Source organism: Streptomyces sp. NPDC026377 (assembly GCF_055567715.1).
This window is the reverse complement of record NZ_JBVHPV010000001.1, coordinates 256539-280074: the sequence shown is the minus strand read 5'-3', so window position 1 is coordinate 280074 and position 23536 is coordinate 256539. Positions and strand designations below refer to the sequence as shown.

Genomic DNA, 23536 nt, shown 5'->3' with positions numbered 1-23536 from the left:
GCACATCGGCGGCCTTCTCCAGATACAGGTCGCTGGTGACGCCCTCCAGATAGACCACGCTCGCGTCCATGGCGTCGTGGAACTCCAGGATGGCGAACTTGCCGTACATCCCCGGATGCGCGCCCGCGTCGTACGGCAGGACCTGGAGCGTCACATGCGGCTGCTGGCTCAGGTGTGCCAGGTGCAGCAGCTGGTCGCGCATGATCTGCTCGTTGCCGACCACCCGGCGCAGCAGGGCCTCGTCGATGACGGCCCAGAAGCGCAGCGGGTTGGACGGGTCGGTGAGCCGGTCCTGGCGTTTGAGCCGGATCTGGATGCGCTTGTCGATGTCGCTGGAGGCGGCCTCGGGCCACATACCCTCGATGACCGCCTGCGCGTACTCCCGGGTCTGGAGCAGTCCGGGCACGATCAGCGACTCGTAGACGCGCAGGCTCGCCGCGTCCGTCTCCAGGCCGATGTAGACGCTGTAGGGGATGTCGCCGAAGGCGTGCCACCAGCCCTGCTGCCGGGAGTCCTTGGCCATCTGCATCAGGGAGTCGACGATGCGGTGGTCCTCGACCTCGTACACCCCGCACAGGTCGCGCACGTCGCGCTGGCTGATGGAGCGGCGGCCGTTCTCCAGCCGGCTGATCTTCGACTGGGAGACCAGCAGGCGCTCGGCGACCTCCTCGGCCGTCATGCCCTTCAGCTCGCGGAGCCGACGGAGCTCCTGGCCGAGTCGGCGTCGCCTGACGGTGGGATTGACGTTGGACGCCACGGGAACTGCACCTCCGGCTGCGGCACTTCTGCTGTTCTTCTGCTCCTGTGCTCAGCAGACTGCCACCAATGTTCCCGGCCGCGCTGGGAAATGGCCACACACGGTGGGGCACCGGCTACCGGCGGTACGAGGTGCCGGGCCTCGGCGGACGCCGAGCGCGCGGGACCGGCGAAGGCCGGCCCCACGCGCCCGTGACGCGACTCCCGAACCGGGTCGTGAGGGGGACGTCGGTGCGGCGGTGGTGCGGGGTGGTGCCTGGTGCTGGGTGGTGCGGGTCGTGCCGGTGGTGCCGTGGTGCCGGTGGTGCGTGAAGTGGTGCCGGAGCGGCCGCTAGTGGGCCACGGCGCGGGCCATGCCGCCGCGGTGCGGCTGCATCGGGACGCCGGGCGCGGTCGCGGTCGCGCGGACGCCCGCCGCGGCGGCGGGACCGCCGGCGCTGCGGCGCGGTTGCGCGCCCACTCCGTTCTGGACGTCCATGACGGCGTGCGCCACCAGTCCGCCCATGGGGTCGTGCCTGATCAGATCCCGGAGCCGGGAGCGCGATGAACGCCCCTCGTTGCCGGGGTACAGGTGCTTGCCGAGTCCGACCGCGTGGGCCAGCGCGGCGAGCGCCGCGGTCCGCGGGTCCGGCGGTACGCCGGTGCGGATCGCATTGTCCAGCCGGGCCCTGATGTCCCGGCTGATCGCCGTGTCCGTCGCTTGGTAGCGAGTCGTCGGCAGCACCCCGCACATCTGGCCCGCCACGGCATGGACCATGCCGCACCGCTCCAGGTGCGCGAGGTAAATCTGGCGCAGCCCCAGCCGGGGCCCGCCGATCCAGTGGACGGCCCGGACCGGACTGCCGCGCCTGCGCAGCAGTTCCAGTGCGGAGTCCAGTGTCGGATCTCCTGTCGGCCGTGCCATCACCACGGCGATACGATCCCCGTCTGGGGCTATCCGTCCTGCCAGAGCCAGCTCCACTAGCTGGGCTCCGGCGAGGCCGAGGTCGAGCGACTGCGGCTGCGCTGTGGTACCCGTTGCCGGGTCCAGAGCGAGCAGCAGAAGCTCCTCCGGAATTGTTCTGCGGCTCCTGCCCATCCATGCCTCCCCGCGTGGATGAATGACAGGGTGACCCCTCTCACATTCATCTGTCGAGAGCGCCTGGGTGGAAAGTACGGGAACCGACAGGTATGTCGTTCTCGTCTAGCACGGGGGTCAACCCCGCACACAGGACACTGGTAGATGGTTCGGACAGGTTCGGACGGCGCCCCGGGGCGCCGGGAGGAGGCATCGGTGGCGGGCGAGTCCCCCGACAGGTCGAAGCAGCAGCAGTCGTCGGGGGAGACGACTCCGAGCGAACGCGATCCCCGTGTGGCGGTGTTCGGAACGGATGACGGCCACGGTGCCGCGTCCGGTTCCGCACCGGAGCGCGGCGGTTCGGCGAAGGGCTCCACGGCTGGTTCGGCGAACGGCTCCGCCAAGGGCGCCGCGAACGGCTCCGCGGGCGCGTCCGTGAACGGCTCGGGGGAGGACGCCAGTGCCGAGCGGGCCGCGGACGGTGGCTCCGCCCCCGTGGACCGGGCGACCGCCGTCTTCCGCGCCCCGCGCCAGGGGGACCACGAGTCCCGCGACACCCGTCTGCGGGCGGCCGTGGCGGCGTGGGTGGCCACCGACGAGGACCCGGACTCCGCCCCGGCGGACCCGGACGAGCCCACGGGGCCGGCCTCCGGCTCGGGATCCGGTACGGGTACGGGCGCCGGTGCCGGTGCCGCGAAGGCGCAGACCCCGGCCGGGAAGCCCGCCGGGGCGGACGCGGACGCGGAGGTTCCGGACGAGGAGCCCGCCGAGGGGACCGCGCCCGTACGGAAGAACGAGCCCGCGTCGAAGGCGGCGCCCGCCCCCGAGGCGGACGTCGTCGCCGGCGGCGCGGCCGAGGACGCTTCGGCGACCCCGGCAACCGATGCCAAGGCGGACACGAAAGCCGGTGCCGCCCCCGCGTCCCGTGACGGCAGGGCTGCCGACAAGGGGGCCCGTGGGGCTTCCGCCGACGCGGCCGCCTCGGCGGCTCGTGAGACCGCCGAGGCCCCTGAGGCCGCCGACGAGTCCAAGGCCGAGCCGGGTGTGAAGCCCGCGGCCGGGCGGGGGCCCGGGGCGAAGTCGGCCGCCGACGCGAAGGTCGCGGCCGACAACAAGCCCGCCGGCACCGGGCCCGAGGCGGACCACAAGCCCCGGCCGGCCACCGCCAAGCCCGCCGACGCCGGAACCGAGTCGGCCCCCGCCAAGCCCACCGGCACCGGGCCCAAGCCCGTCACTGGCACCGGGCCCAAGCCCGTCACCGGCGAGCCCACCCCCGAGGGGGACAAGCCCGCCCCACAGGGCCGGGCCGCCTCCTGGGGTGCCAAGCCCAGCGCCGCGGGCGCTGGCGCGGCCGCCGGTGCCGCCGCGGGTGACGGTGTCGATCAGCCCACCGCCGTCTTCAAGGCCGTCAAACCGCCCGTGGTGGATCAGCCGACCACCGCCATCCGGCGGCCGGGCGGCAAGGGGGAGTCCGCGGATGAGCCCAAGGCCGAGTCCCCGGCCGAGCGGACCAGCACCTTCGTCCCGCTGCGCTCCGACGACGTACGCCCGGCCACCCCCAAGGCCGCCCCGGACGCCGACGCCCCGAAGGCGGCCGCGCCCGCCGCGCCGAAGCCGCCCGTCTCGCCCCGGATCTCCGTTCCGGACGCCGACGCGGCCGAGCGGACCCGGCAGCAGCCGCTGCCGCCGAAGCCGCCGCTGGACCTGCTCGCGGAGCTCACCAACACCCCGCCCCCGGCGCAGACCCCGGTCCGCACCGCGGTACGGCGGTTCAAGATCTGGACCCCGCTGGTCATCCTGCTGCTGATCATCTTTGCGGTCGTACAGTTCGTACGCCCGCTTCCGGACGCCCAGCTGAAGATGACGTCGGCCCCGGAGTTCACCTTCGACGGCGCCGCGCCGCAGCTGCCGTGGCCGAGCGAGGGCCAGGGCATGATCACCGTGTCGGGCCTCGGCACCGTGGGGCGGTTCGGCGAGGAGAAGCCGGTCCCGATCGCCAGCGTGACCAAGTCGATGACCGCGTACATCATCATGCGCGACCACCCGATGAAGGTCGGCTCCAAGGGCGCCTCCATCCGCGTCGACGACCTCGCGGAGAAGGAGGGCGGCTACAACAAGTCGGGCAAGGACGAGTCGACCGTCGACACCATCAAGGCGGGCCAGAGCCTCAGCCAGAAGGACGCGCTCAGCGCGGTCATGATCCCGTCCGCGAACAATGTGGCGCGCCTCCTCGCGCGCTGGGACGCGGGCTCCGAGGCGGCGTTCGTCAAGAAGATGAACGACACCGCCCGCCGGCTCGGGATGACGAACACCACGTACACCGACCCGTCCGGTCTGACCGCCACCACCGTCTCGACCGCCGCCGACCAGGTGAAGCTGGCGACCGAGCTGGTGAAGGACCCGGCGCTCGTGGAGATCACCCGGCAGCCGTACTGGTACGACTCCACCGGCCGCAAGTGGCTGAACTACAACAAGCTGGTGCCGTACAACGGCGCGATCGGCATCAAGACCGGCTCCACCACCAAGGCGGGCGGCAACCTGCTCTTCGCGGCGGTCAAGGAGGTCGGCGGTACGAAGCAGACGATCGTCGGCGCGGTCTTCGGCCAGCACAAGGCCGTCTCGATCCTCGACCTGGTCAACAAGGTGAGCAAGGACGTCCTGCTCGCCACCCGCAAGTCGCTGACCTCGCAGACCGTGATCAAGAAGGGTGACGTCGTCGGGTACGTGGACGACGGCCTCGGCGGCAAGGGCCCGGTCGTCGCGACCAAGGACCTGACCGTCGCCGGATGGCCCAGCCTGAAGGTGGCGATCTCGCTCACCCCCGGCGGTGAGAAGGTGCCGCACTCCGCGAAGGCGGGCACGGTGGTCGGCAAGCTGACCGTGGGCTCCGGCACCGGTCAGATCTCGGCCCCGGTGGCGCTGAAGAAGGATCTGGCGGAGCCCGGCTTCGGGGCGAAGCTCACTCGTCTGGGCTAGCGGCAGACAGGAGCGCGGGCCCGTACCGGGGGACGGTGCGGGCCCGCGTCCATGCGGCGGCCCGGGGCCAGGACGCGGCGGTCGCGGCCTTCGGTCCGGGAGGCCGGAGGACGAAGGAGACGGACGTAATGATCTTGTTCAGGGCGATGGGGCCACCCGGGGCCGCCGGACTTCGGTCGCGGACCGCTCGCGCTCTCGTGCTAGCTTCGGTCAACTGGAGGACGCGGGGCGGCGTCCCTATGAGCGATGGGACGAAAGACGTCCTGAGACTGTGTGAGGCGGGAGAGCCGCAGTGACCACCGCTGAGCCGACGCCTACCCGCGCCGACGGCAGCAGCCCTTCTCGGCCGGACGGGCGAATACAGGACGAGAGCAGGGACCCGGTGCGGGACCAGAACCTGACCGGGCCCCTCGACGTGGCTCCGGCCCCGGACGACCGGCCCGACCCGGACACGAGCCGGGACGAGGCCGCGCGGACGGCCGCGACCACGGCCGGACCGACGCCCGCGGGCGCGGCCCCGGACCCGGCGCCGACCCTCAAGGACCCGGCCCCCGCGCCGACGCACCCGGACCCGCGCCGGAGCGTCCGGAGTGTGGTGTCCCGGGTGCGGGAGTTCACGGCCCGGCACCCCGTGATCGCCGTCACGGCCGTCGCCGCCGTCGGGCACATCCTCTGGTTCATCTTCTTCGCCAACAGCGGCGGCGACCTCGCCGCGCAGGACGCGTGGGCCGAGTTCGTCGGCCGCCACCCCGCCTCCGCGTACAACCTGGCGTGGTACGGCGGCATGCACCCCGTCTCGTACAGCGTCGTCTCGCCGTATCTGATGTCGATGCTCGGCGTCCGTTCGACGATGATGATCGCCGGGACCGTGTCGGCCGGGCTGACCACGCTGATCCTGGTGCGGGTGCGGGCCGTCCGCAATCCGCTGCCGTGCGCCTTCGCGGCCCTCTTCGCCTTCCTGTGCAACGCCTGCTCCGGCCGTGTGACCTTCGGGCTCGGCACGATGTTCGCGCTCGGCGCGGTCGCTGCGGTGTTCTGCTGGCCGCACCGCTGGCGCACCGAGCGCTGGGCCAAGGGCGTGATCGCCGCGCCGCTGGCCGGGCTCGCGACGGCGAGCAGCCCGGTGGCCGGGCTCTTCCTCGGTGTGATCGCCGCCGCGCTGTTCCTGAACCGGCGCCGCCCGGGCGCGTACGCCCTCGGTCTGCCGCCGGTCGCGGTCGTGGCGCTCTCCGCGCTGCTGTTCCCGTTCTCCGGCACCCAGCCGATGTCGCTCGCCTCGGTGTCGCTGCCGTTCCTCTTCGCGGTGATCACCCTCTTCCTGGTGCCCCAGGAGTGGAAGACGGTCCGCACGGGCGCCGCGGTGTACGGGGTGGGCGTGCTGCTCACCTGGATCATCGACTCGCAGATCGGGTCCAACGTGACCCGGCTCGCGATGCTCTTCGCGGGCGTGGTGATGCTGGCCGCCCTGCCGTACGCGGTGCCGCGCTCGCGCAAGTGGTACGTGCTGGTCGTCGCGTTCGTCGGGATGAACGTGTGGGTCTGCGTCAAGGCCGTCGACGACATCGTCAGCACCGCCCCGGCCGCCTCCTGGGCGCGTGCGCTCGCGCCGCTGGTGGACCAGCTCCAGCAGGTCGGCGCCGAGCGCGGGCGCGTGGAGGTCGTGCCGGCCTCCAGCCACCGCGAGGCCTCGGCGGTCGCGCCCTACGTCAACCTCGCGCGGGGCTGGAACCGCCAGGCCGACATGGAGCGCAACCCGCTCTTCTACGACGACACGCTGGACTCGGCGAGCTACCGGAGCTGGCTGGACCGCTGGGCCGTCCACTACGTGGTGCTGCCCATGGGCCCGCCGGACTCCAACGGCGCCGAGCAGGAGGCCAAGCTCATTCAGAAGGGCCAGCCCTATCTGAAGGAGCTGTGGCACAACCCCGACTGGCGGCTGTTCGCGGTCGAGAACCCGACGCCGCTGGCCGATCCGCCCGCGACGGTGGAGCACGCGGGGGAGGGCGAGTGGACGCTGAAGGTGAGCGCGCCCGGCCGGGTCCTGGTCCGTATCCCGTACTCGCCGTGGCTGAAGCTGGTGGACGAGAAGGGCAAGGGTGTGGAGCCGCCGCAGGAGACTCCGGAGTCCAAGCGGCGGGGGCACGGGGTGCCGAAGTCGTACACGAATCCGAACGGCTGTCTGTGGAAGGCGGCGGAGGATGCGGCGGGGGACGAGTGGACGGAGCTGCTCGCGCCCCGGGCGGGTACGTACCGCTTGGCGGCGCCGTACAGCCTCCGCCGCGGGACGGCGTGCCCGGCGGAGCTGCGGGCCGGCCACTAGGAGGGTGGCCCGCGGCGCTGTGGCCGGGCGAACCGTGCGGGACGCTTCGTGCCGGCGGCCGGTGCGGGGTTGCTCGCGCAGGTCTCCGCGTTGCTGAGGGCGGTTTGCGTCTGCGGGTGGTGGTGGGTTGCTCGCGCAGTTCCCCGCGCCCCTGAACCCGTTTTCGTCCGCGGGTGGTGGTGGGCTGGTCGCGCAGTTCCCCGCGCCTGGGGGGACGGGGCCGAGCCGGGTTCGCCGGGCGCGGGGGACTACCCAGGGGCGCGGGGAACTGCGCGGGCAACCGGCCACCGGCCCGCAGGTTTGGGGACCACCTCAGGCCCCTCTAGGGGCGCGGGGAACTGCGCGAGCGGCCCACCACCGGGCCGCAGGTCAGGGGACAACCTCAGGCCCCCCGGGCCGCACCCCCCTCGCGGGGACGGAAGGGTCACCGCACCTGTGGCATCCAGCCCGCCCCGGCCCCCTCCCAGAACCCCAACTGCCCCCCTTTCGACACCTCCGCAACCCGTGGCCCGCCCGGTTCGCCCAGGATCAGCGTGCTCGCGCGGCCGGGTGCGAAGGGGGGCCACGCCGGGACCCCGGGGGCGGTCGGGACGCCCGTGTGGGCGAACGACGCCACCAGGTCCATGAAGGCGTCCCCGACCCGCACCTCACCCGGCCCGTCCCCGCACGCCTCCACATTCCCGGGCAGACCGTACGTGCCGAAGAGGAACGGGGAGGTGTGCTCGTGCGGGGTGCCGAACCAGGGCGCGCGCGCCGGATGGGCGAACTCCATCAGATACCCGGGCGCCGTCCCCGTACGGGCGTGCCGCTCGGCGAGGCGGACGTTCAGGTACCGGAAGAGGCCGTCGCCCCACACGTCGGTCCACAGCGACACCGGGTCCAGTGGCAGCCCCTCGGCCACGGCGGCGGCCCGGTACGCGTCCACGCACCCGTCGGCCAGCGCGTCGGGGACCCGTGCCGCGCCCTTGAGCAGCACCCCGCGCACCGCCTCCCGCAGCGAGGCGTCGTCGGTGGGCGCGGGGGTGGGGATGGGGGAGCCGGGGCCGGTGTAGAAGGAGCCCTCGGTGCGGGTGTGGACCGACAGGACGGGCACCGCGGGCGTGGCCAGCTCGTGGTCGAAGCCGCGCATCCAGCGCCCGTCGACCACCGGCCCCCGGTACTCGCGCCCGCTGCCCACCGCCCGCCCGCCCGGGGCCCCGGAGAAGACCGAGAACCAGGCGTCCTGGACCGCCGGGGCGGGCGCGGTGCGCAGCCCCCGTACGGTCGTGCCCAGGCGGGCGGCCACCTCCTCGTACACGCGGCGCGCGTCCGGGACGGTCAGCGAGGTGGCGGGCGCCCACACGTGGCAGGCGCTGATCGGGACGATCCGGCGGATCAGGCCGCGCAGGTGGGGGCGGAGGGCGAGCTGCCAGGCGGAGGCGCCGCCCGCCGAGGTGCCGGCGAGGGTGATGTTGCCCGGGTCGCCGCCGAACGCCTCGGCGTTGTCGTGGACCCAGCGCAGCAGCGCGGCCTGGTCCTGGAGGCCCCAGTTGGCGCAGTCGCCGGTGGCGTCGTCGGTCAGCTCCTCGTGGCTGCCGAAACCGAAGGCCCCCATCCGGTGGTTGAAGGTGATGACGACCAGGTCGCCGCGGACGGCGAGGCGGGTCCCGTCGTACGTGGGCCGGCTGCCCGCGCCGACCTGCCAGCCGCCGCCGTGGATGTAGACGAGGACCGGGCGCCGCCCGCGTGTGCCGGGCGTCCAGACGTTGGCGTACAGCGCGTCCTCGCGGCCGGCGGGGTCGAGGGGCTGGAGGAAGGGCGGGGCGAACCGGGTGGCGTCGCGCACCCCGCGCCAGGGGCTGGGCGGCCTCGGGGAGGTGAACCGGAGCGCCACCAGCGGCGGTTGGGCGTACGGCACGCCCCGGAACACCAGCGCCCCGCCCTCGCGCACCCCGGCCACCGGCCCGGCGGTGGTGCGGGCCACCACCGGGCCGGACGCTCTCGCCCCGGCCACCGGGCGGGCGGCGGCCGGGGCCGCGCCCACCACCGCGGCGGCCGCCGTGGCCGCGAGCACGGCCCGGCGGCCCACCGCGGAGGCGTCCACCTCAGCCCGCCTCGGGCACGAAGCGGACGCCGAGGCCGCGGATCCAGGCGTCCAGGTCGACCAGCCGTTCCATGACCGCCCGCCCGCTGTAGGGCCCGCCGATCGCGTACGAGCCCACCGGGCGCTCCAGCAGCCGCCGCAGCCCCTTCGGCTCGACCAGGTCGAGGACGGGGGAGTCGCCCGAGGCCAGGGCGGCGACGCGGTCGCGCAGGGAGAGCTCGTAGCGGACGTCCTGGGTGGAGGGGTACGGGCTCTTCTTGCGCTCCACGATCGAGCGCGGCAGCACGTCCCGCGTCGCCGCCCGCAGCAGGCTCTTCTCGCGGCCGTCGAACGTCTTCATCGCCCAGGGGGTGTTGAAGACGTACTCGACGAGGCGGTGGTCGCAGAACGGGACCCGGACCTCCAGGCCCACCGCCATGCTGATCCGGTCCTTGCGGTCGAGCAGGAAGTTCACGAAGCGGGTGAGGTGCAGATGGCTGATCTCGCGCATCCGGGCCTCGTGCGGGCTCTCGCCGGGCAGGGCGGGGACGTCCGCGAGCGACTCCTTGTAGCGCTGGTCGATGTGGGCGCCGAGGTCGAGCCGGTCCCACAGGCCCGTGACGCGCAGGGCGTCCTGGCCGCCGGCCCGGCGGAAGGGCAGGTGCCAGGGGAAGGTGGCCGAGGAGACCGCCTCGGGGTCGTGGAAGTGGCTGTAGCCGCCGAAGAGTTCGTCGGCGGACTCGCCGGACAGGGCGACCGTGGAGCGGGCCCGTACCGCCTGGAAGAGCAGGTAGAGGGAGTACTCCATGTCGCCGGTGACGGTGGGCAGGTCCAGGGCCCGCAGGACCGCGCCGCGCACCTCGGGGGTGAGCAGCTGCGCGTTGTCCAGGACGATGTCCTCGTGGTCGGTGCCGATGTGGGCCACGGCCTCCTTCACGAACGGCGCGTCCGGCGCCTCCCAGACCGCGTTCGCCTCGAACCGCTCGGCGTGGCCGGTGAAGTCGACGGAGAAGGTGCGGATGCGCTCGCCGCCGCCCTCCTCGGCGAGCGCCCGCGCGGCGAGCGCGGTGACCGCGCTGGAGTCGAGGCCGCCGGAGAGCAGCGAGCACAGCGGCACGTCGGACACGAGCTGGCGGCGCACGGTGTCGTCGAGGATCTCGCGGACCGTGCCGACGGTGGTGTCGAGGTCGTCGGTGTGCGGGCGGGACTGGAGCTGCCAGTACCGGACCTTGCGCAGTCCGCGCCGCGAGAGGCGGACCATGCTGCCGGGCCGCACCTCGTACATGCCCCGGAACACCGCGTTCTCGGGCGTCATCGTCAGACCGAACACCTCGCGCAGGCCCTCGGCGTCGACGACCGGCTCGGCCAGCGGATGGGCGAGGACCGCCTTGGGCTCGGAGCCGAAGAGCACGCCGTCGTCGGTGGGGTAGTACAGCAGCGGTTTGACGCCCATCCGGTCGCGCACCAGGAGCAGTTCCTCGCTGCGGGTGTCCCACAGGGCGAAGGCGAACATCCCGTTGAGCCGCTCGACGAACGCCTCGCCCCACTCCAGATACGCCTGGAGCACCACCTCGGTGTCGCTCTCGGTACGGAACCGGTGGCCCCGGGCGCTCAACTCCGCCCGCAGTTCACGGTAGTTGTAGACCTCGCCGCTGTAGGTGACGACCGCTTCGGGGGCGACGCCGAACCCGGCGGCCATCGGCTGCCTGCCGCCCTCGATGTCGATGACCGCGAGGCGCCGGTGGCCGAGGGCGACGTGCCGCCCGGTCCACACCCCGCCCGCGTCGGGCCCTCGGCACACCATGGTGGCGGTCATGGCCCGCGCGCTGTCCTCGTGCTGCCTCACGTCGTGGCCGTAGCCGACCCAGCCCGCTATTCCGCACATGTCCCGGACCCCCTCTCGTCAGGCGTAGGTGTAGTACCGGCGGTGGTCGACGACCTCGGCCACGGTCTTGGTGTGCCAGGGGAAGAGCGGGGTGCTCGGGTCGGCGACCTCGGGCGTCGGCTCCTGCGGCAGGTAGTGCGGCACGTCCGGGTGGAGCGTCTGCCAGTCGGCCCAGATCTTGTCGATGAAGCAGTGGTGCAGGAAGAAGACCGGGTCGTTGGGGGAGGAGATGTACATCATGTGGCCGCCCACCCACTGGTGGCCCGCGCCGTGCAGCTTCCCCGCCGGGGGCTCCCAGGCGAAGTTGGTGTAGCCCTCCAGGTGGTTGCGGAAGCTGTTGTACGGAGGCCGGCTGCCGGAGGTGTAGTTCCACGGCGGGCAGTCGTAGACCGGCAGGTCCATGGTCTGCCTCAGCTGCTCGGGGGAGGGCAGTGAGGGCATCTTCTGCCCGATGCGGCGGATCAGGAACTTGCGGTCGTCGACGGTGTAGTGGCCGTTGAGCGCCGGGTTCTCGTCGCCCTCGGGCTGGACGTTGACGCGCAGCTCCCAGCCGTTGGGGTAGGCGAACGGGCCGGTCATCACCATGCCGTCCGAGGGCCGCCCGTCGCCGCCCATGAAGTCGTCCGCCCACAGCGGCGAGTGGGGCGACTGGTCCCTGGTCCAGTCCCAGTACGGCAGGGTCACCGTGGGGTCGACGCGGCGCAGCTCCCTCTCGAACTCCATCAGGTACTGCCGGTGCCAGGGGAAGAACCCGGGGTTGATGTGGCCGACCCGCTTGCCGGTGTCCTTGTCGAGGTAGTCCTGGGAGTTGACGTCGACGTGGAGCTTGACGAACCGGTCGTAGATCCCGCGCCGCTTGATCTCCAGGACGGCCTTGATGAACCGCCGCCGTTCGCCGCGCGACATGTCCAGGTGGTTCCTGCGGACGTGCGTCATGGTCCTGTTCCTCAATCTCGCGGGATCACATGGAGTGGTGGGAGGCGTCGCCGAGCGGTACGAGGTGGGCGCCGTGCAGTTCGTCCACGGCCGCGCGGGCGGCGTGCAGGGGCGTCCTGGCGACCTCGTAGTGGCACAGGGCGCTCAGATAGGCGCCCTCACCGAGCTGCATCAGGTGCAGCGGTGTGCCGTCGATGGAGACGGCGTGGCCGGCACCGGCGCGGGTGACCCGGATGGTGCGGCCCTTGTAGGTCTCGGTGTGGTCGTCGCCGTGGGCGGCGGTGACGGCCGGAGCCTCGGAGTCCGCCCGGGAGCCGTACACGGCGACCCCGGCGGCTCCGGAGAGCCCGGTGGCGACGGTGGCGGCGACGGCGCCGCGCTTGATCACATCACGTCGGTTGAGCATGGGGGTCCCTTCTGTGGGTGGGGGTGGGGGCGCGACACCCGGGTGTGTCGCGCCCGGACACTGCCGTACTGGGCGCCCTGCAGGGGCGCGGGGAACTGCGCGACCAGCCCAAGCGGACCGGCAGCCGAACGACGAGGCAGGACCCGGCTACTTCTCCAGGCAGAACTCATCGATCGGATAACCTACGTGCCGGTCCTCGCTCGGCAGGAACCCGAGCACCTTGTCCCCCGGCTTGAGCTCGGTGCTGTTCAACACCACACCCCCGGGTCCCAGGACCCGCACGTGCCAGTCGTCCTGGAGGATCAGGTTCACCTGCTGCCCGTTGGGCGCCACCGCGTCGATCGAGATCAGCGGCCGAGACTCGATCTTGACCCGGCCGACCGTGACCAGCCGCGTCTGGCCCTTGATGTCGACGGCGAGGACCTTGCTGCCCGCCTTCAGCTCGCTGAGGTAGTTGGTCCGCTCGTCCTTGGAGAGCGTGTACGAGTGGATCGCGCCGGCGTTGACCCGGAAGGGCCGCGTCGGCATGTAGGGCAGCGGGTGCGTCTCGCTGACGCACAGGATCATGCCCTTGGAGTGCGAGCCGACCAGGATGCCCTCGTCCTCGCGGAAGTACGTGCAGGTGTCGACGCAGGCGCGCTCGCCCATGCCGATGTGCTCGGTGCCGCGTACCTCCAGCTCGACCAGGTTGAGGTCGGGCACGTCGGCGGTGGCGGCGGCCTTGAGGTGCGCGGCGTCGCCGACGGCCCTGGGCGCCATCATCACGCCGTCCGAGCCGTGCTCCAGGACACCGAAGATGATCTCGGCCTCCTCCACGTCCTGGGCCACCGTGATCATGCTGCCGGTGGCGCGGGCCGCGGCCGCGATCACGATCTCCAGCGGGATCTTGGTGGGGTCGCGGAAGAGCAGCACGCTCCACTTCTCGGTACGGGCCGACTCGCAGGCGTCCTCCAGGGTCGGCGCGTCGATGATCTCCACGAAGCGCCCGAACTCCACCTCCGGGTGCTTCAGGGCGAGTTCGGCCGGGGTGATCCCGTGCCGGGCCGGGTCCACGATGACCACGGACGCGTCCCCGAACTCGGCGGGCAGCGGCTTGCCCTGCGGGAAGAGCACCTTGGTGACGGTCGGCGGCAGATCGGCGAGGTCGGCGGGGTCGTCGGCGACGATGCCCTCCAGCCGGTAGTGCAGGGCCTCCTGGAGGATGGCGTCCTTGGCCTCGCCGAGCGAACGGGCGTCGAGCCAGCTGAGCTTCATGGGGCGAACTCCTCTTAAGAGACGGTGGTCAGCGGTACGGGGGAGGCGTCGGGAACCGCGCCGGGCGCGGGCATCTCGTGCGCGTGCGGTACGGGTACGGGGTGGATCAGCCGGGCGACCTTGGCGGCCATCGCCCCGGGGTCCGGTGCGAGGAAGACGTTGCGGCCCATCGCCACCCCGCTGGCGCCGCCGCGCAGCGCCTCGTCCACGTAGGCGAGCACCCGGGCCTCGTCGGGCTCCCGGGGACCGCCCACGACGACGAGCGGGACCGGCGAGGCGGAGGTGATGTCGCGCATCTCCGCGACGGTCTCGGCGCAGACGGTCTTGACCACGTCGGCGCCCAGATCGGCGGCGAGCGAGGCCGCGTGGGCGATCAGCGCGGGGTCGCGCGGATTGGTGATCTTCGGGCCGCGCGGGTACATCATGGCGAGCAGCGGCACGTTCCACCGGTCGCAGGCGTCCGCGACGGCGGCCATGTCCGCGATCTGCCGCCGCTCCTGGACGGAGCCGAGGTTGACGTGCACGCTGACCGCGTCCGCGCCCAGGCGCAGGCTCTCCTCGACGCTGGCGACCAGGTACTTGTCGTTGGGGTCGGGGGCGTGCACGGTGCTGGCGCTCAGGTGCACGATCAGCGAGGTGCGGGCGAAGCGGGCGGAGTCGACGTACCGCAGACTGCCCTTGTGCAGGACCACCGCGTCCACGCCGTTGTCCGCCAGCCGTCCGACCAGGTGGTCCAGGCGCTTCCCACCGGTCAGCGGGCCGTCCGTGACCGAGTGGTCCAGCGGGACGATCAGCAGCCGGTCGCCGCCGTGGCGGTGGATCCTGCGCAGCCGCAGCTGCCGTGCGAACGAATGGTGCAACATCAACTACCTCCTCAGTCGGATCAGGCGGGTACGGGCGCGGTGACGCCCGTACCGGCGTTGAGCGCGGTCAGGCCGAACTCGTCGTGCAGGACCCGGGCGGCCCGTACCGCGTCGTCGTCCGGGACGGTCACCGAGATCCGCATCTGCGAGGTCGACACCGAACTGGGCGCGATGGCGGCCGACTTGAGACAGCGCAGCATGCGGGCGGTGCTGTCGGGGCGGCTGAGCAGCCCCGTACCGACGAGGGAGAGCTTGGTGATCCGCTCGTCGGACTCCATCGGCCGGCCCGGCGGTCCGGGGCGCCGCGCCAGGTAGTCCCGCAGCGGCTCCACGTCGTCGGTGTGCAGGGTGATGCCGATGTTCACGCCGGTGCTCTCGTCGAAGAGCGCGGCCATGTCGACGGTGAGGGACTCGCGGGCCAGGAAGGCGAACACGTCGGTCGCCGCGTCCGCGTCGCCCGCGTCGAAGCGCAGGGTGACCCGGGCCACGTCCGCGTCGAGGACCACTCCGGTGACGGTCGTCGCTGATTCGAGCATGTCGGCTTTCGTCTCCTCCCTGGCGGCGATCACGGTCCCGGGGCCGGGCCGTGCGGAGTGCTTGACGTGGATGTCGACCTTGCGCAGCGCCGCCAGCTCCACGGCCCGGGCGTGCATGACGCGGGCACCGGCGAACGACATCTCGGCCATCACGTCGACGTCGACGGCCGGCAGGACGCGGGCGCCGGGCAGCAGCCGCGGGTCGGCGGTGAACACCCCGTCGACGTCGGTGTAGATCTCGCAGTGGGCGGCGCCGAGTTCGGCGGCGAGGGCCACGGCGGTGGTGTCCGAACCGCCGCGCCCCAGGGTGATCACATCGCGCCCGGCGGTGAGCCCCTGGAACCCGGCGACCACCGCGACGGCGCCCCGGGCGAGCACCGCGTCGATGCTGTCGGTGTCCACGGTGACGATCACCCCGCGGCCGTGCGTACCGGTGGCCAGGATGCCGGTCTGGGCGCCCACCAGGGACACCGCCCGCACCCCGTTCCGGTGCAGCGCCATGGCCAGCAGCGCGGCGGAGGCGTTCTCGCCGGTCGCGAGCAGCTGGTCGGTCTCGCGGCCCGCCGGGGGCGCCCCGAGGGCCTCGGTCAGCCGGAGCAGCCGGTCGGTGGTCCTCCCCCGGGCCGAGACCACGACGACCACCGGACGGCCGGTGCGGTGGGTGGCGGCGACCCGCTGCGCCACGGCACGCACCTGTTCGATCGTGGCGAGCGAGCTCCCGCCGTACTTCTGCACCACGGGTCCGCGCCGGTCGGAGCGCGGGGAGCCGTCGGGGCGTGCCGGGACCTCGCGGTCTGCGGGGCCCGGCGGGTCGGTGCGGTCAGGGCCGGGTCCGGCCGGGTCGTGCGGCGAGGGCGCCATGCGCGGGGTCACCTCCGCCGTTCGAGAGAGCCATGAAGCAGTCCTTTCACGCGGCTTCGGCGGGGCTTTCTCCCGGTTCCCCGTTCCTCTCCGGTCCGGCCCCACCGGCGGTGACGCTGTCAAAGGCGCGTATCGGCCAGGTTTCACGCGGATATCGCGGCCGGGGGCGCGGCGATACCGGACGCGAAATGCCCCGTGCCTCAGGCACGGGGCATCAGGGACAACGCTGGTGGGGACGGTGCCCACCCGATTTCGTCAGAGATTCAACGTCGCCTGGAGGCGCAGATTGGCCTGCTGCAAACTGGTCAGCCGGGTGCGCATCGCCAGGGTGTGGTCGGCCCAGGACATCTTCACCGCGCGGTGCGAGGGCTGGCGGATCAGGGACGCGACCGGAGCCGTACGGCCCGCCTCCACCGGGGCCGGACGGCCGGGCGCGTCCAGGGAGGGATCCTCGGACAGGATGGCCCGCTCCAGGGTGCGCAGCGACTCCCCGGGGTCGATGCCCAGCTCCGCCGAGAGGAGCGTGCGGGTCTCGCGGAACTGCCGCAGCGCGTCGGCCTGCCGCCCCGAGCGGTACAGGGCGAGCATGAGCTGGGCGCACATCTGCTCGCGGTAGGGGTTCTCGGCGACCTGCCGGTACAGCTCCCCGACCACCTTGCGGTGCCGTCCCATCTGGAGCTCCAGGTCGACGCACTCCTCCAGGACGGACAGCTGCTCCTCGCGCAGCATGGTCGCGGCCTGGCGCAGCACCCTGCTCTCCAGGCCCGCCGCCACCGGGCCCTTCCACTGCGCCAGCGCCGAGCGGAACAGGTCGACGGCCTGCTCGGGCTGCCCCTCGCGGGCGGCGGACCGGCCCAGCGTCGCGAGATGGGCGAAGCGGGCGAGGTCGAGCGCGGTGTTCGGCACCCGGATGCGGTACCCGGCCGGGTGCGTCTCGATGAGGTCCCCCACGCCCGCCCCGACGAACTGGCGCCGGATGGCGGAGACGCAGATGCGCACCTGCCCCTTCGCGGAGGCGGGCGGGGTGTCCTCCCAGATGGCCTCCAGGAGCCGTTCGATCGGTACGACGTGTTCGGCTTCCAGTAACAGCGTGGCGAGCAGTGCCTGTTGCCTAAATCCACCGAGGCGGACCTTGCGGCCCGCGCATTCGACTTCCAGTGGACCGAGTATGCGGAAAGTGAATGCCGGGTTTCGCGCTGACTGCATTGGCTGAGCCCTCCCCAAGTCGGCGTTCTAGCATCTCTTTTCGGCCGCTGGAGACCGTTTCGGCCGCCAGGGGCAACCATTCCGGCCCGGCCGATGCGGCGGCCGGGCGGAACGTCTTCGGCAAGGATTTCAGATGGGCCGTGGAGTACGCGTAGAGCGGGTCGTGGCGGGCGCCCCTACCGGGCCGGGGCGGCGGCGGGGGCGGTCGTGGCGGGGGAGGCGGCCGGCCTGTTGATGCGCAGCGAGAGCGCGAGGACGCCGAGCGCCACGATCCCCACGACGAGGGCCGCGTAGCCGACGCCCGAGGCTCCGCCGGCGGAGTAGCCCGCGGCCCCGGCCACGCCCCCGGTGCTGATCCCGATGTAGATGGTGCTCTGGTGCAGGCCGAGCAGGAGCGGCGCGGACTGCGGCGCGGTCGCCACCAGCCGCATCTGCTGCGGCACGTTGATCATCCAGTGGCACACGCCCCAGGCGACGGCCAGCGCGATGCCCGCGCCGAGCGACTTCGAGAGCAGCGGGGTCAGTGTCGCGGCGGTGACCAGGAGCGGGGCGGCGACGGTGATGGTCCGCACCGGCCCGATCCGGTCGGTGAGGCGCCCGGTGAGCAGGTTGCCCGACACCGCCCCGATGCCGAAGCAGAGCAGGATCAGCGAGGTGCGGCCCGCGTCGCCGCCGGTCGCCTCGTCCATCACCTCGTCGATGTAGTTGTAGACGGTCCAACTGGTGCTCAGGCAGAGCCAGGTGGCGATCAGCGTGACCAGGACGCGCGGCTGCCCGAGCGGCGCGAGCCGGGCCCGCAGGGTCGCAGCCGCCTGCCCCTTCAGCCGCGGCACGCTGGCCGCGATACCGGCGGTGGCCGCCGCTGTGAGCCCCACCACCAGCCACAGGGCCGCGCGCCAGCCCGCCTGGTCGCCGAGCCAGGCGCCCAGCGGCAGGCCGAGCACGATGGCCGCGGTCAGCCCGCCCACCACCAGCGCGGCCGCCCGTCCGGCCCGCTCGGGCGGCACCATCGCCCGGGCCACGGCCAGGGAGTTGGCGGTGTACATGGACGCACCGGCGCCGGCCACCACCCGCCCCGCCATGGCCCAGGAGTAGTCCCCGGCCACCGCGGTGAGCGCGTTGCCGACCGCGAAGACGCCGAGCGCGCCGAGCAGCAGCTGGCGGGGCGGCCGGTGGCCGGTGGCGGCGGCGAGCAGCGGCCCGCCGATGGCGTACGCCAGCGCGAAGGCGGTGATCAGCCAGCCCGCGGTGGTGCGGGAGACGCCGAAGTCGTCGGCCATGGGGTCGAGGATCGGCGCGATGATGAACGTGTCGACGCCCATCGCGAAGTTTCCCAACGCGAGGACGAGTAGGCGCAGACGCACGGTGACTCCTTCGGAGGGGTGCGGGGAGGGGACGGGGGACGGGCGGCCCGGGGGGCGCGGTGGACGGGGTCGGGGGACATGCGGTCCGGGTGGGACGCGGTGGACGGGGGTGGGGGAGCGAGGTTGGTACGGGCCGGGGGCAGGGACGGGACGGGGGCAGTGAGGCCGGTAAGGGGCCGGGGGCGGGACGGCGCGGCCGGTACGGAGCCGGGGAGCGGGTCCCGGGGCCGGGGCCCGGTCACCCGTCCGGCAGGAGCTTGATCCCGGCGTCGCGGCCCAGGCCCAGCCTTTCGATCAGTTCCATGCACAGCAGCGCCATCTGCTCCAGGACGTGCGCGTTGCGCAGACCGCCCGCGTCGAGGCCGCGCAGCCCCGCCCGGTCGATCAGCTCGATCACCGGGATCTTGGCGCTGTAGTCGTCGCCCGCCACGAACACGTCGAGGTGGGCGCCGTCGACCCGCCCGGCGAAGAGGGTCGCCGCGCAGGCGGTGTTGAAGGCCTTGACCACCGAGGACTGCGGGGCGGCCCGGGCGATCAGCTCGGTCATGCTCGGTCCCGCCCGGCCGAGCGCCGCCGCCCCGGCCTCCTCCACCGGGTTGGTGGTGTCGATGAGGATCTTCCCGGCGAGCGCGGCGCGGTGCCGGGTGACGAAGGCGAGGGTGTCCTCGCTGCCCATGGCGAGCGTGATGAGGTCGGCCTCCAGGACGCCGTCGACGTCATGGGCCTCGACGCGGCCCCGGGTGCCCGCGCCCGCCGCCCCGGCCGCCCGCACCGCGCGCTCCGGGGAACGGTCGGTGAGCCGTACGGTCTCGCCCGCGAGCGCGAACTGCCGCGCTGCGGCCCGGCCCATGGGCCCCGCGCCGACCACCCCGATCCTCACGCCGGCACCTCGCTCGCCAGGGGTGCCGGGGCGATGTTGTGGTTGACGCGGAAGACGTTGGCGGGGTCGTACCGCGCCTTGAGCGCGCCGAGAGTGGCGTACGCCTCGGGGGTGAAGGCCGCCCGGACATGGTCGTCACCGGCCGAGGCGTCCAGGAAGTTGAGGTACTTCCCGCCGGTCGCCCAGGGCGCCAGCCGCTCCAGGAGGAGGTCGTCCTGGCCCCTCGCCCCCGCCGGGCGCGGTCCGCCGGGGGCGACGGTGAGCAGGCAGAAGTCCGCGTCCCGGTTGCCCACCGCGTTCTCGTGGCGCACCGGCCGGCGCAGCGCCCCGCCGAGGTGGCGCAGCTCCACCAGCCCGAGCGAGCACCCGGAGTCCGGCCCGGCCGCCGCCAGCAGCCGCCCGGCCGCCGCCCGGTCCAGCTCGCGGAGCATCAGGGTGCGCTCGTGGTACGGGTAGGGCTCGGTCGGATCGCCGTGGACCGAGGCGACGTCGGCGTACGGCATCTCCCGTACGGTGTCGAGGACACGCGGCGCCGACCGGCGCAGCGGCGTGACGAGCCGGGCGCCCTCGGCCGCCGTGCCCGTGTACGCGATCCGCACCTGCGCGACGAACCGGCCCCGCACCTCGGCGGGCAGAGCGGGGTCGTCGGGGAAGCGGACCAGCGCCAGCGAGGAGCTCATCTCCCCGGGCGCCGACGCCGTCCACTCCAGCCAGGCGGGCAGCACGGCCGGGGCCGCCGCCCCCTCGAAGGTGAGCGCCCCGCCGTACAGCCGGGGCACCGGCATGAGGCCGGTCTCCATCGAGGTGACGATCCCGAAGTTGCCCTTGCCGCCGCACAGCCCCCAGAACAGCTCGGGCTCCCGCTCCGGGTCCACCTGGCGAAGCACCCCGTCGGCCGTGACCACGTCGAGGCTCCGGACGTGGTCGGCCGCGTACCCGAAGGTGCGGGCCAGCACCGCGAGGCCGCCGCCGAGCGTATACGAGACGGCGCCGACCAGCGGGGACGAGCCGTTGAGCGGGGCCAGGCCGTGGGCCGCGGCCTCGTGGATCACCTGCTCCCACCGCACCCCGGCGGCCAGGCGCGCGGTCCGGCGCTCCGGGTCGATCCGCAGCCCGGTCATCCGGCGGGTGGAGACGAGGACCGCGCCGTCGGCGGCCCGGGCCACGCCGTGGCCGGTGGCCTGGACCGCGACCGGCAGACCGTGCCCGGCGGCGAACCGGACCGCCGCCGCCACGTCCGCGGCCCCGGTCGCGCCCACCACCAGCGCGGGACGCTGTTCCAGCAGGGTGTTGAAGCCCGCGCTCTCCCGCGCGTACCCGTCCTGGCCGGGCAGGAGGACCGGCCCCCGTACGGCGGCGGCGAGCGCGGCCACCTGGTCGGCGGGGAGGTGCGGGGGGTGCTGCACGGCGGATCGCACGAGGGGTGCCTCCTCAGTCGGCGCGGGGCGGGGGGCGGGTCGGCGGCGTGGTCCATCGTCGGCGGCGCGGGCCCGGGGCGACATCCCGACATCAAGGTGTAGGCGGGGCCCGGCCCCCCTCAACTGAGGGGGGTGTGCGGGGCGTTCGGGTGCGGGAGCATGGAGTGGCAGACGCGCACCCGACCAGGCCCACCCGCGCGCGAGGGGTGGCGAGCGAGGAGTACCGGCCCGTGACCGTCCCCAGGAACGCGAGCACCACCCACGCCATCGGCACGCTCCTGACGGCCATCGGCGCGGCTCCCGACGCCCTCGCCCTGTTCGCGACCGCCTCCGAGCAGTTGCGCCGCCTCATCCCCTACGACGCCTCGGTGTGGCGGGCGACCGACCCGGTGACGGGCATGATGACCTCGCCGATCCGGGTGGAGAACCTCACCGAGGAGGGCTGCTCGGTCTACTGGGAGTCGGAGCTGCTCACCGAGAACATCAACCTCTTCCGCGACCTCGCCCGGGCGCCGCTGCCGGTGGCGGGGCTGCGCGAGGCCACCGGCGGGCTGCCCGGCCGCAGCACCCTCTACCGCGACTTCCTGGCGCCGCGCGGCCTCGACGACGAGCTGCGTGCCGTACTGCGGGTCGGCGGCCATCCGTGGGGCCAGGTCAGCCTCTTCCGCGCGCAGGGGGCACCGGCGTTCGGCGCGGACGACGCGCTGGTGGTCAAGGAGCTCTCCGCGGCGATGGCCCGGCGGCTGCGGTCCTTCACCGAGCCGTCCGCGGAGCCGACCCCGAGCCACGGCCCCGGTCCCGGCCTGCTGCTCTTCGACGCCTCGGGCGGCCTGCTCTCGGTCAACGACGAGGCCCGCGAGCTCCTGGACGACCTGCTGCCCGGCCCCTCCACCCCGACCCCGCTGGGGGTGGCGGTCCCGGCCTGGATGCACAGCACGGCGAGCAAGGCCCGGGCGATCGCGGCGGGCTGGGACAAGGGCGTGGCCCGGGTCCGGGTGCGCAGCAGGGGAGGCCGCTGGCTGGCCTGCCACGCCTCCTGCCTGCGCGGCGCGGACGGCGAACTCGGCGCGTCGGCCGTGGTGATCGAGCGTGCCTCCATCTCGGAGGTTGCCCCGCTGATGGTGAAGGCGTACGAACTGACCGACCGCGAACTGGAGATCACCCAGCACATCGCGCGCGGTCTGGGCACCGCGGAGATGGCCGGGAAACTGTTCCTCTCGCCGCACACGGTCCGCGACCATGTGAAGGCGATCTTCGAGAAGGTCCGGGTGTCCAGCCGCGGCGAACTGGTGGCGAAGCTGTTCACCGAGCACTACGCGCCGCTGGGGGAGGAGTCGGAGCAGCGGGTGTGGGGGTGAGGGGGCGCCTGACCCGCCGGCCGCCGCGCCCGCAGGGGAGGCGGGCCGGATACAGGATCACCGGATCCCCATGACTTCCCCCTTCCGCCTCCACACAACGCGCACATATCTTGGGCGCGGAACGCTGAGGGGGGTCACCGATGCGTATCGCTGAGGCCGACGCGTCCGGGGGAGGCTTGTGGTGGCGAAGGGAACGGCGGCTGCGGCGGCACACGGGGAGCCCGGCGGCGGGGACGGCACCGGGGGAGCGTTACGGATCCTCGAACTCCTCGCATCCCAGGCGCCGTTGGACGCCATGGAGGAAGTCCTGCTGAATGCCCACGACCGGGGCGCGACGGCGGAGGAACTGGCCCTCGTCCACCGGGCGGGCCGTCTGGGACGCACGGTCCACGGCCTGCTCGACCGCCGCCGCAGGCGCGAGGCGGACCTGGCGGCCCTGCTGGACACGGCCCGCGAACTGGCCTCGTCCTGCGACGTGGACGGCCTGGTGAAGACGGTCGCCCACCGCACCCGGGCGCTGCTCCACGTGGACATGGCGTTCGTGGCCCTGCTGACGACGGGCTCGGGCGACTCGGTGGTCCGGGCGTCGGCGGGCGCCACCACCTCGCTCCACATCGGCCTGCACCTGTCCGGCGACCACGGCATCGGGGCGGTGGTCAGGGGCACGGGCGCGCCCTTCTGGACGCCCGACTACCACGCGGAGACCCGTATCGAGCACGACGCGGCCCTGGACGCGGCGATCGCCCGCGAGGGGATCCGCTCGGTGCTTGCGCTGCCGCTGCACCACGCCAGCGGCACGGTGGGCGTCCTGTACGCCGCGCACCGCGACGTACGCCACTTCGAGCCCGACGAGGCCGCCCTCCTCGGCTCGCTCGCTGACCTGGCGGCGGCCGCGGTCGACAAGGCCCAGTGGCTGGAGCTCTACAACGCCGAGGTCGCCAAGCTGGAGGAGCACAGCGCGCTGGCGATGGAGACGATCGAGAAGGAGCGCTCGCTGGAGGCGGTACGCGACCACATCATCGGCTTCGCCCTCTCCGGCCGGGGCGTGGCGGGCCTGGCGGCGGAGGTGGGCGTCCTGCTCGACGCCGAGATCCTGGTCCGCGACCACCGAGGCCGCGTCCTGGCGGGCCGCGAGGACCCCTGGCCGGACCTCCCCGCCCCCGCCCCGGCCCCCCGCACTCCGCAGCTCCTCGACCCCGGCACCTGGCAGGCGGCGATCTGGGCGGGCCCCACCTGGCTGGGCCACATCCTGGCCCGCCCCCGCACCGCCCTCACCCCCGAGGGCGAGCGGATGCTGGCCTACGCGGGGCAGGCGGTGGCGCTGGCGATCGGGGTGGGCAGGGGGCGGGGGGCGGCGGAGGTCGGGGGGTTCGACAGCCACTGCGCCTGAGGGGCCGG

At 73.5% G+C, this 23536-nt stretch carries 17 protein-coding genes; 4 read left to right on the top strand and 13 right to left on the bottom strand.

Annotation, left to right across the window (positions count from 1 at the left end; all coding sequences use genetic code 11):
- Together ACZ4MU_RS01120 and ACZ4MU_RS01115 are read right to left on the bottom strand one after the other, a co-directional pair.
- A partial coding sequence (locus ACZ4MU_RS01120; protein WP_467869453.1) for a helix-turn-helix domain-containing protein occupies nucleotides 1-757 on the bottom strand: 757 nt, incomplete at its 3' end.
- Nucleotides 758-1087: 330 nt separating this feature from the next.
- Nucleotides 1088-1834, bottom strand: a complete 747-nt coding sequence (locus tag ACZ4MU_RS01115; protein ID WP_467869451.1) for a GOLPH3/VPS74 family protein — start codon at nucleotides 1832-1834, stop codon at nucleotides 1088-1090.
- 144 nt (nucleotides 1835-1978) lie between these two features.
- Here ACZ4MU_RS01115 and ACZ4MU_RS01110 point away from each other — a divergent pair, with 144 nt between their 5' ends.
- Both ACZ4MU_RS01110 and ACZ4MU_RS01105 read left to right on the top strand, forming a co-directional pair.
- Complete coding sequence (locus ACZ4MU_RS01110; protein ID WP_467869449.1) at nucleotides 1979-4789, top strand: D-alanyl-D-alanine carboxypeptidase; 2811 nt, start codon at nucleotides 1979-1981, stop codon at nucleotides 4787-4789.
- Nucleotides 4790-5081: 292 nt separating this feature from the next.
- The gene (locus ACZ4MU_RS01105; protein WP_467869447.1) at nucleotides 5082-7109 is read left to right on the top strand and encodes a glycosyltransferase family 87 protein; all 2028 of its coding nucleotides are present in this window, start codon (nucleotides 5082-5084) and stop codon (nucleotides 7107-7109) included.
- A gap of 424 nt (nucleotides 7110-7533) precedes the next feature.
- On the opposite strand, the gene ACZ4MU_RS01100 is transcribed toward ACZ4MU_RS01105, so the two are convergent.
- The 11 genes from ACZ4MU_RS01100 to ACZ4MU_RS01050 form a co-directional block, all read right to left on the bottom strand.
- A complete protein-coding gene (locus ACZ4MU_RS01100; RefSeq protein WP_467869445.1) occupies nucleotides 7534-9192 on the bottom strand; it encodes a carboxylesterase/lipase family protein in 1659 nt (552 codons plus the stop codon).
- Nucleotide 9193: 1 nt separating this feature from the next.
- A complete protein-coding gene (gene asnB, locus ACZ4MU_RS01095; protein WP_467869443.1) occupies nucleotides 9194-11056 on the bottom strand; it encodes an asparagine synthase (glutamine-hydrolyzing) in 1863 nt (620 codons plus the stop codon).
- Between the two features lie 18 nt (nucleotides 11057-11074).
- Entirely contained in the window at nucleotides 11075-11992 is a 918-nt protein-coding gene (locus ACZ4MU_RS01090; protein WP_467869441.1) for a tyrosinase family protein, read from the bottom strand.
- 25 nt (nucleotides 11993-12017) lie between these two features.
- Nucleotides 12018-12398: a tyrosinase family oxidase copper chaperone gene (locus tag ACZ4MU_RS01085; protein ID WP_467869439.1), complete on the bottom strand. Its 381-nt coding sequence runs from the start codon at nucleotides 12396-12398 to the stop codon at nucleotides 12018-12020.
- A 147-nt stretch (nucleotides 12399-12545) separates the two neighbouring features.
- Nucleotides 12546-13652: a 3-amino-4-hydroxybenzoic acid synthase gene (gene griH, locus ACZ4MU_RS01080; RefSeq protein WP_467869437.1), complete on the bottom strand. Its 1107-nt coding sequence runs from the start codon at nucleotides 13650-13652 to the stop codon at nucleotides 12546-12548.
- Between the two features lie 14 nt (nucleotides 13653-13666).
- Entirely contained in the window at nucleotides 13667-14515 is an 849-nt protein-coding gene (locus ACZ4MU_RS01075) for a 2-amino-3,7-dideoxy-D-threo-hept-6-ulosonate synthase (RefSeq protein WP_467869435.1), read from the bottom strand.
- Between the two features lie 20 nt (nucleotides 14516-14535).
- Nucleotides 14536-15912, bottom strand: a complete 1377-nt coding sequence (locus ACZ4MU_RS01070; protein WP_467869433.1) for an aspartate kinase — start codon at nucleotides 15910-15912, stop codon at nucleotides 14536-14538.
- Between the two features lie 255 nt (nucleotides 15913-16167).
- Nucleotides 16168-17118 (bottom strand): BTAD domain-containing putative transcriptional regulator, encoded by a 951-nt coding sequence (locus tag ACZ4MU_RS01065; RefSeq protein WP_467869431.1) that lies wholly within the window; start codon nucleotides 17116-17118, stop codon nucleotides 16168-16170.
- 176 nt (nucleotides 17119-17294) lie between these two features.
- On the bottom strand, nucleotides 17295-18482 hold the full coding sequence (locus ACZ4MU_RS01060) for an MFS transporter (protein ID WP_467869429.1): 1188 nt from the start codon (nucleotides 18480-18482) through the stop codon (nucleotides 17295-17297).
- Nucleotides 18483-18720: 238 nt separating this feature from the next.
- The gene (locus ACZ4MU_RS01055; protein WP_467869427.1) at nucleotides 18721-19362 is read right to left on the bottom strand and encodes an NADPH-dependent F420 reductase; all 642 of its coding nucleotides are present in this window, start codon (nucleotides 19360-19362) and stop codon (nucleotides 18721-18723) included.
- Nucleotides 19359-20780: an FAD-binding oxidoreductase gene (locus ACZ4MU_RS01050; RefSeq protein WP_467869425.1), complete on the bottom strand. Its 1422-nt coding sequence runs from the start codon at nucleotides 20778-20780 to the stop codon at nucleotides 19359-19361. Before ACZ4MU_RS01050 ends, ACZ4MU_RS01055 begins: the two co-directional genes overlap by 4 nt.
- A gap of 230 nt (nucleotides 20781-21010) precedes the next feature.
- Between ACZ4MU_RS01050 and ACZ4MU_RS01045 the strand changes: the two genes are divergently transcribed.
- Nucleotides 21011-22138: a LuxR C-terminal-related transcriptional regulator gene (locus ACZ4MU_RS01045; RefSeq protein WP_467869423.1), complete on the top strand. Its 1128-nt coding sequence runs from the start codon at nucleotides 21011-21013 to the stop codon at nucleotides 22136-22138.
- 181 nt (nucleotides 22139-22319) lie between these two features.
- Entirely contained in the window at nucleotides 22320-23528 is a 1209-nt protein-coding gene (locus ACZ4MU_RS01040; protein ID WP_467869421.1) for a GAF domain-containing protein, read from the top strand.
- The last annotated feature ends 8 nt before the right edge of the window (nucleotides 23529-23536 follow it).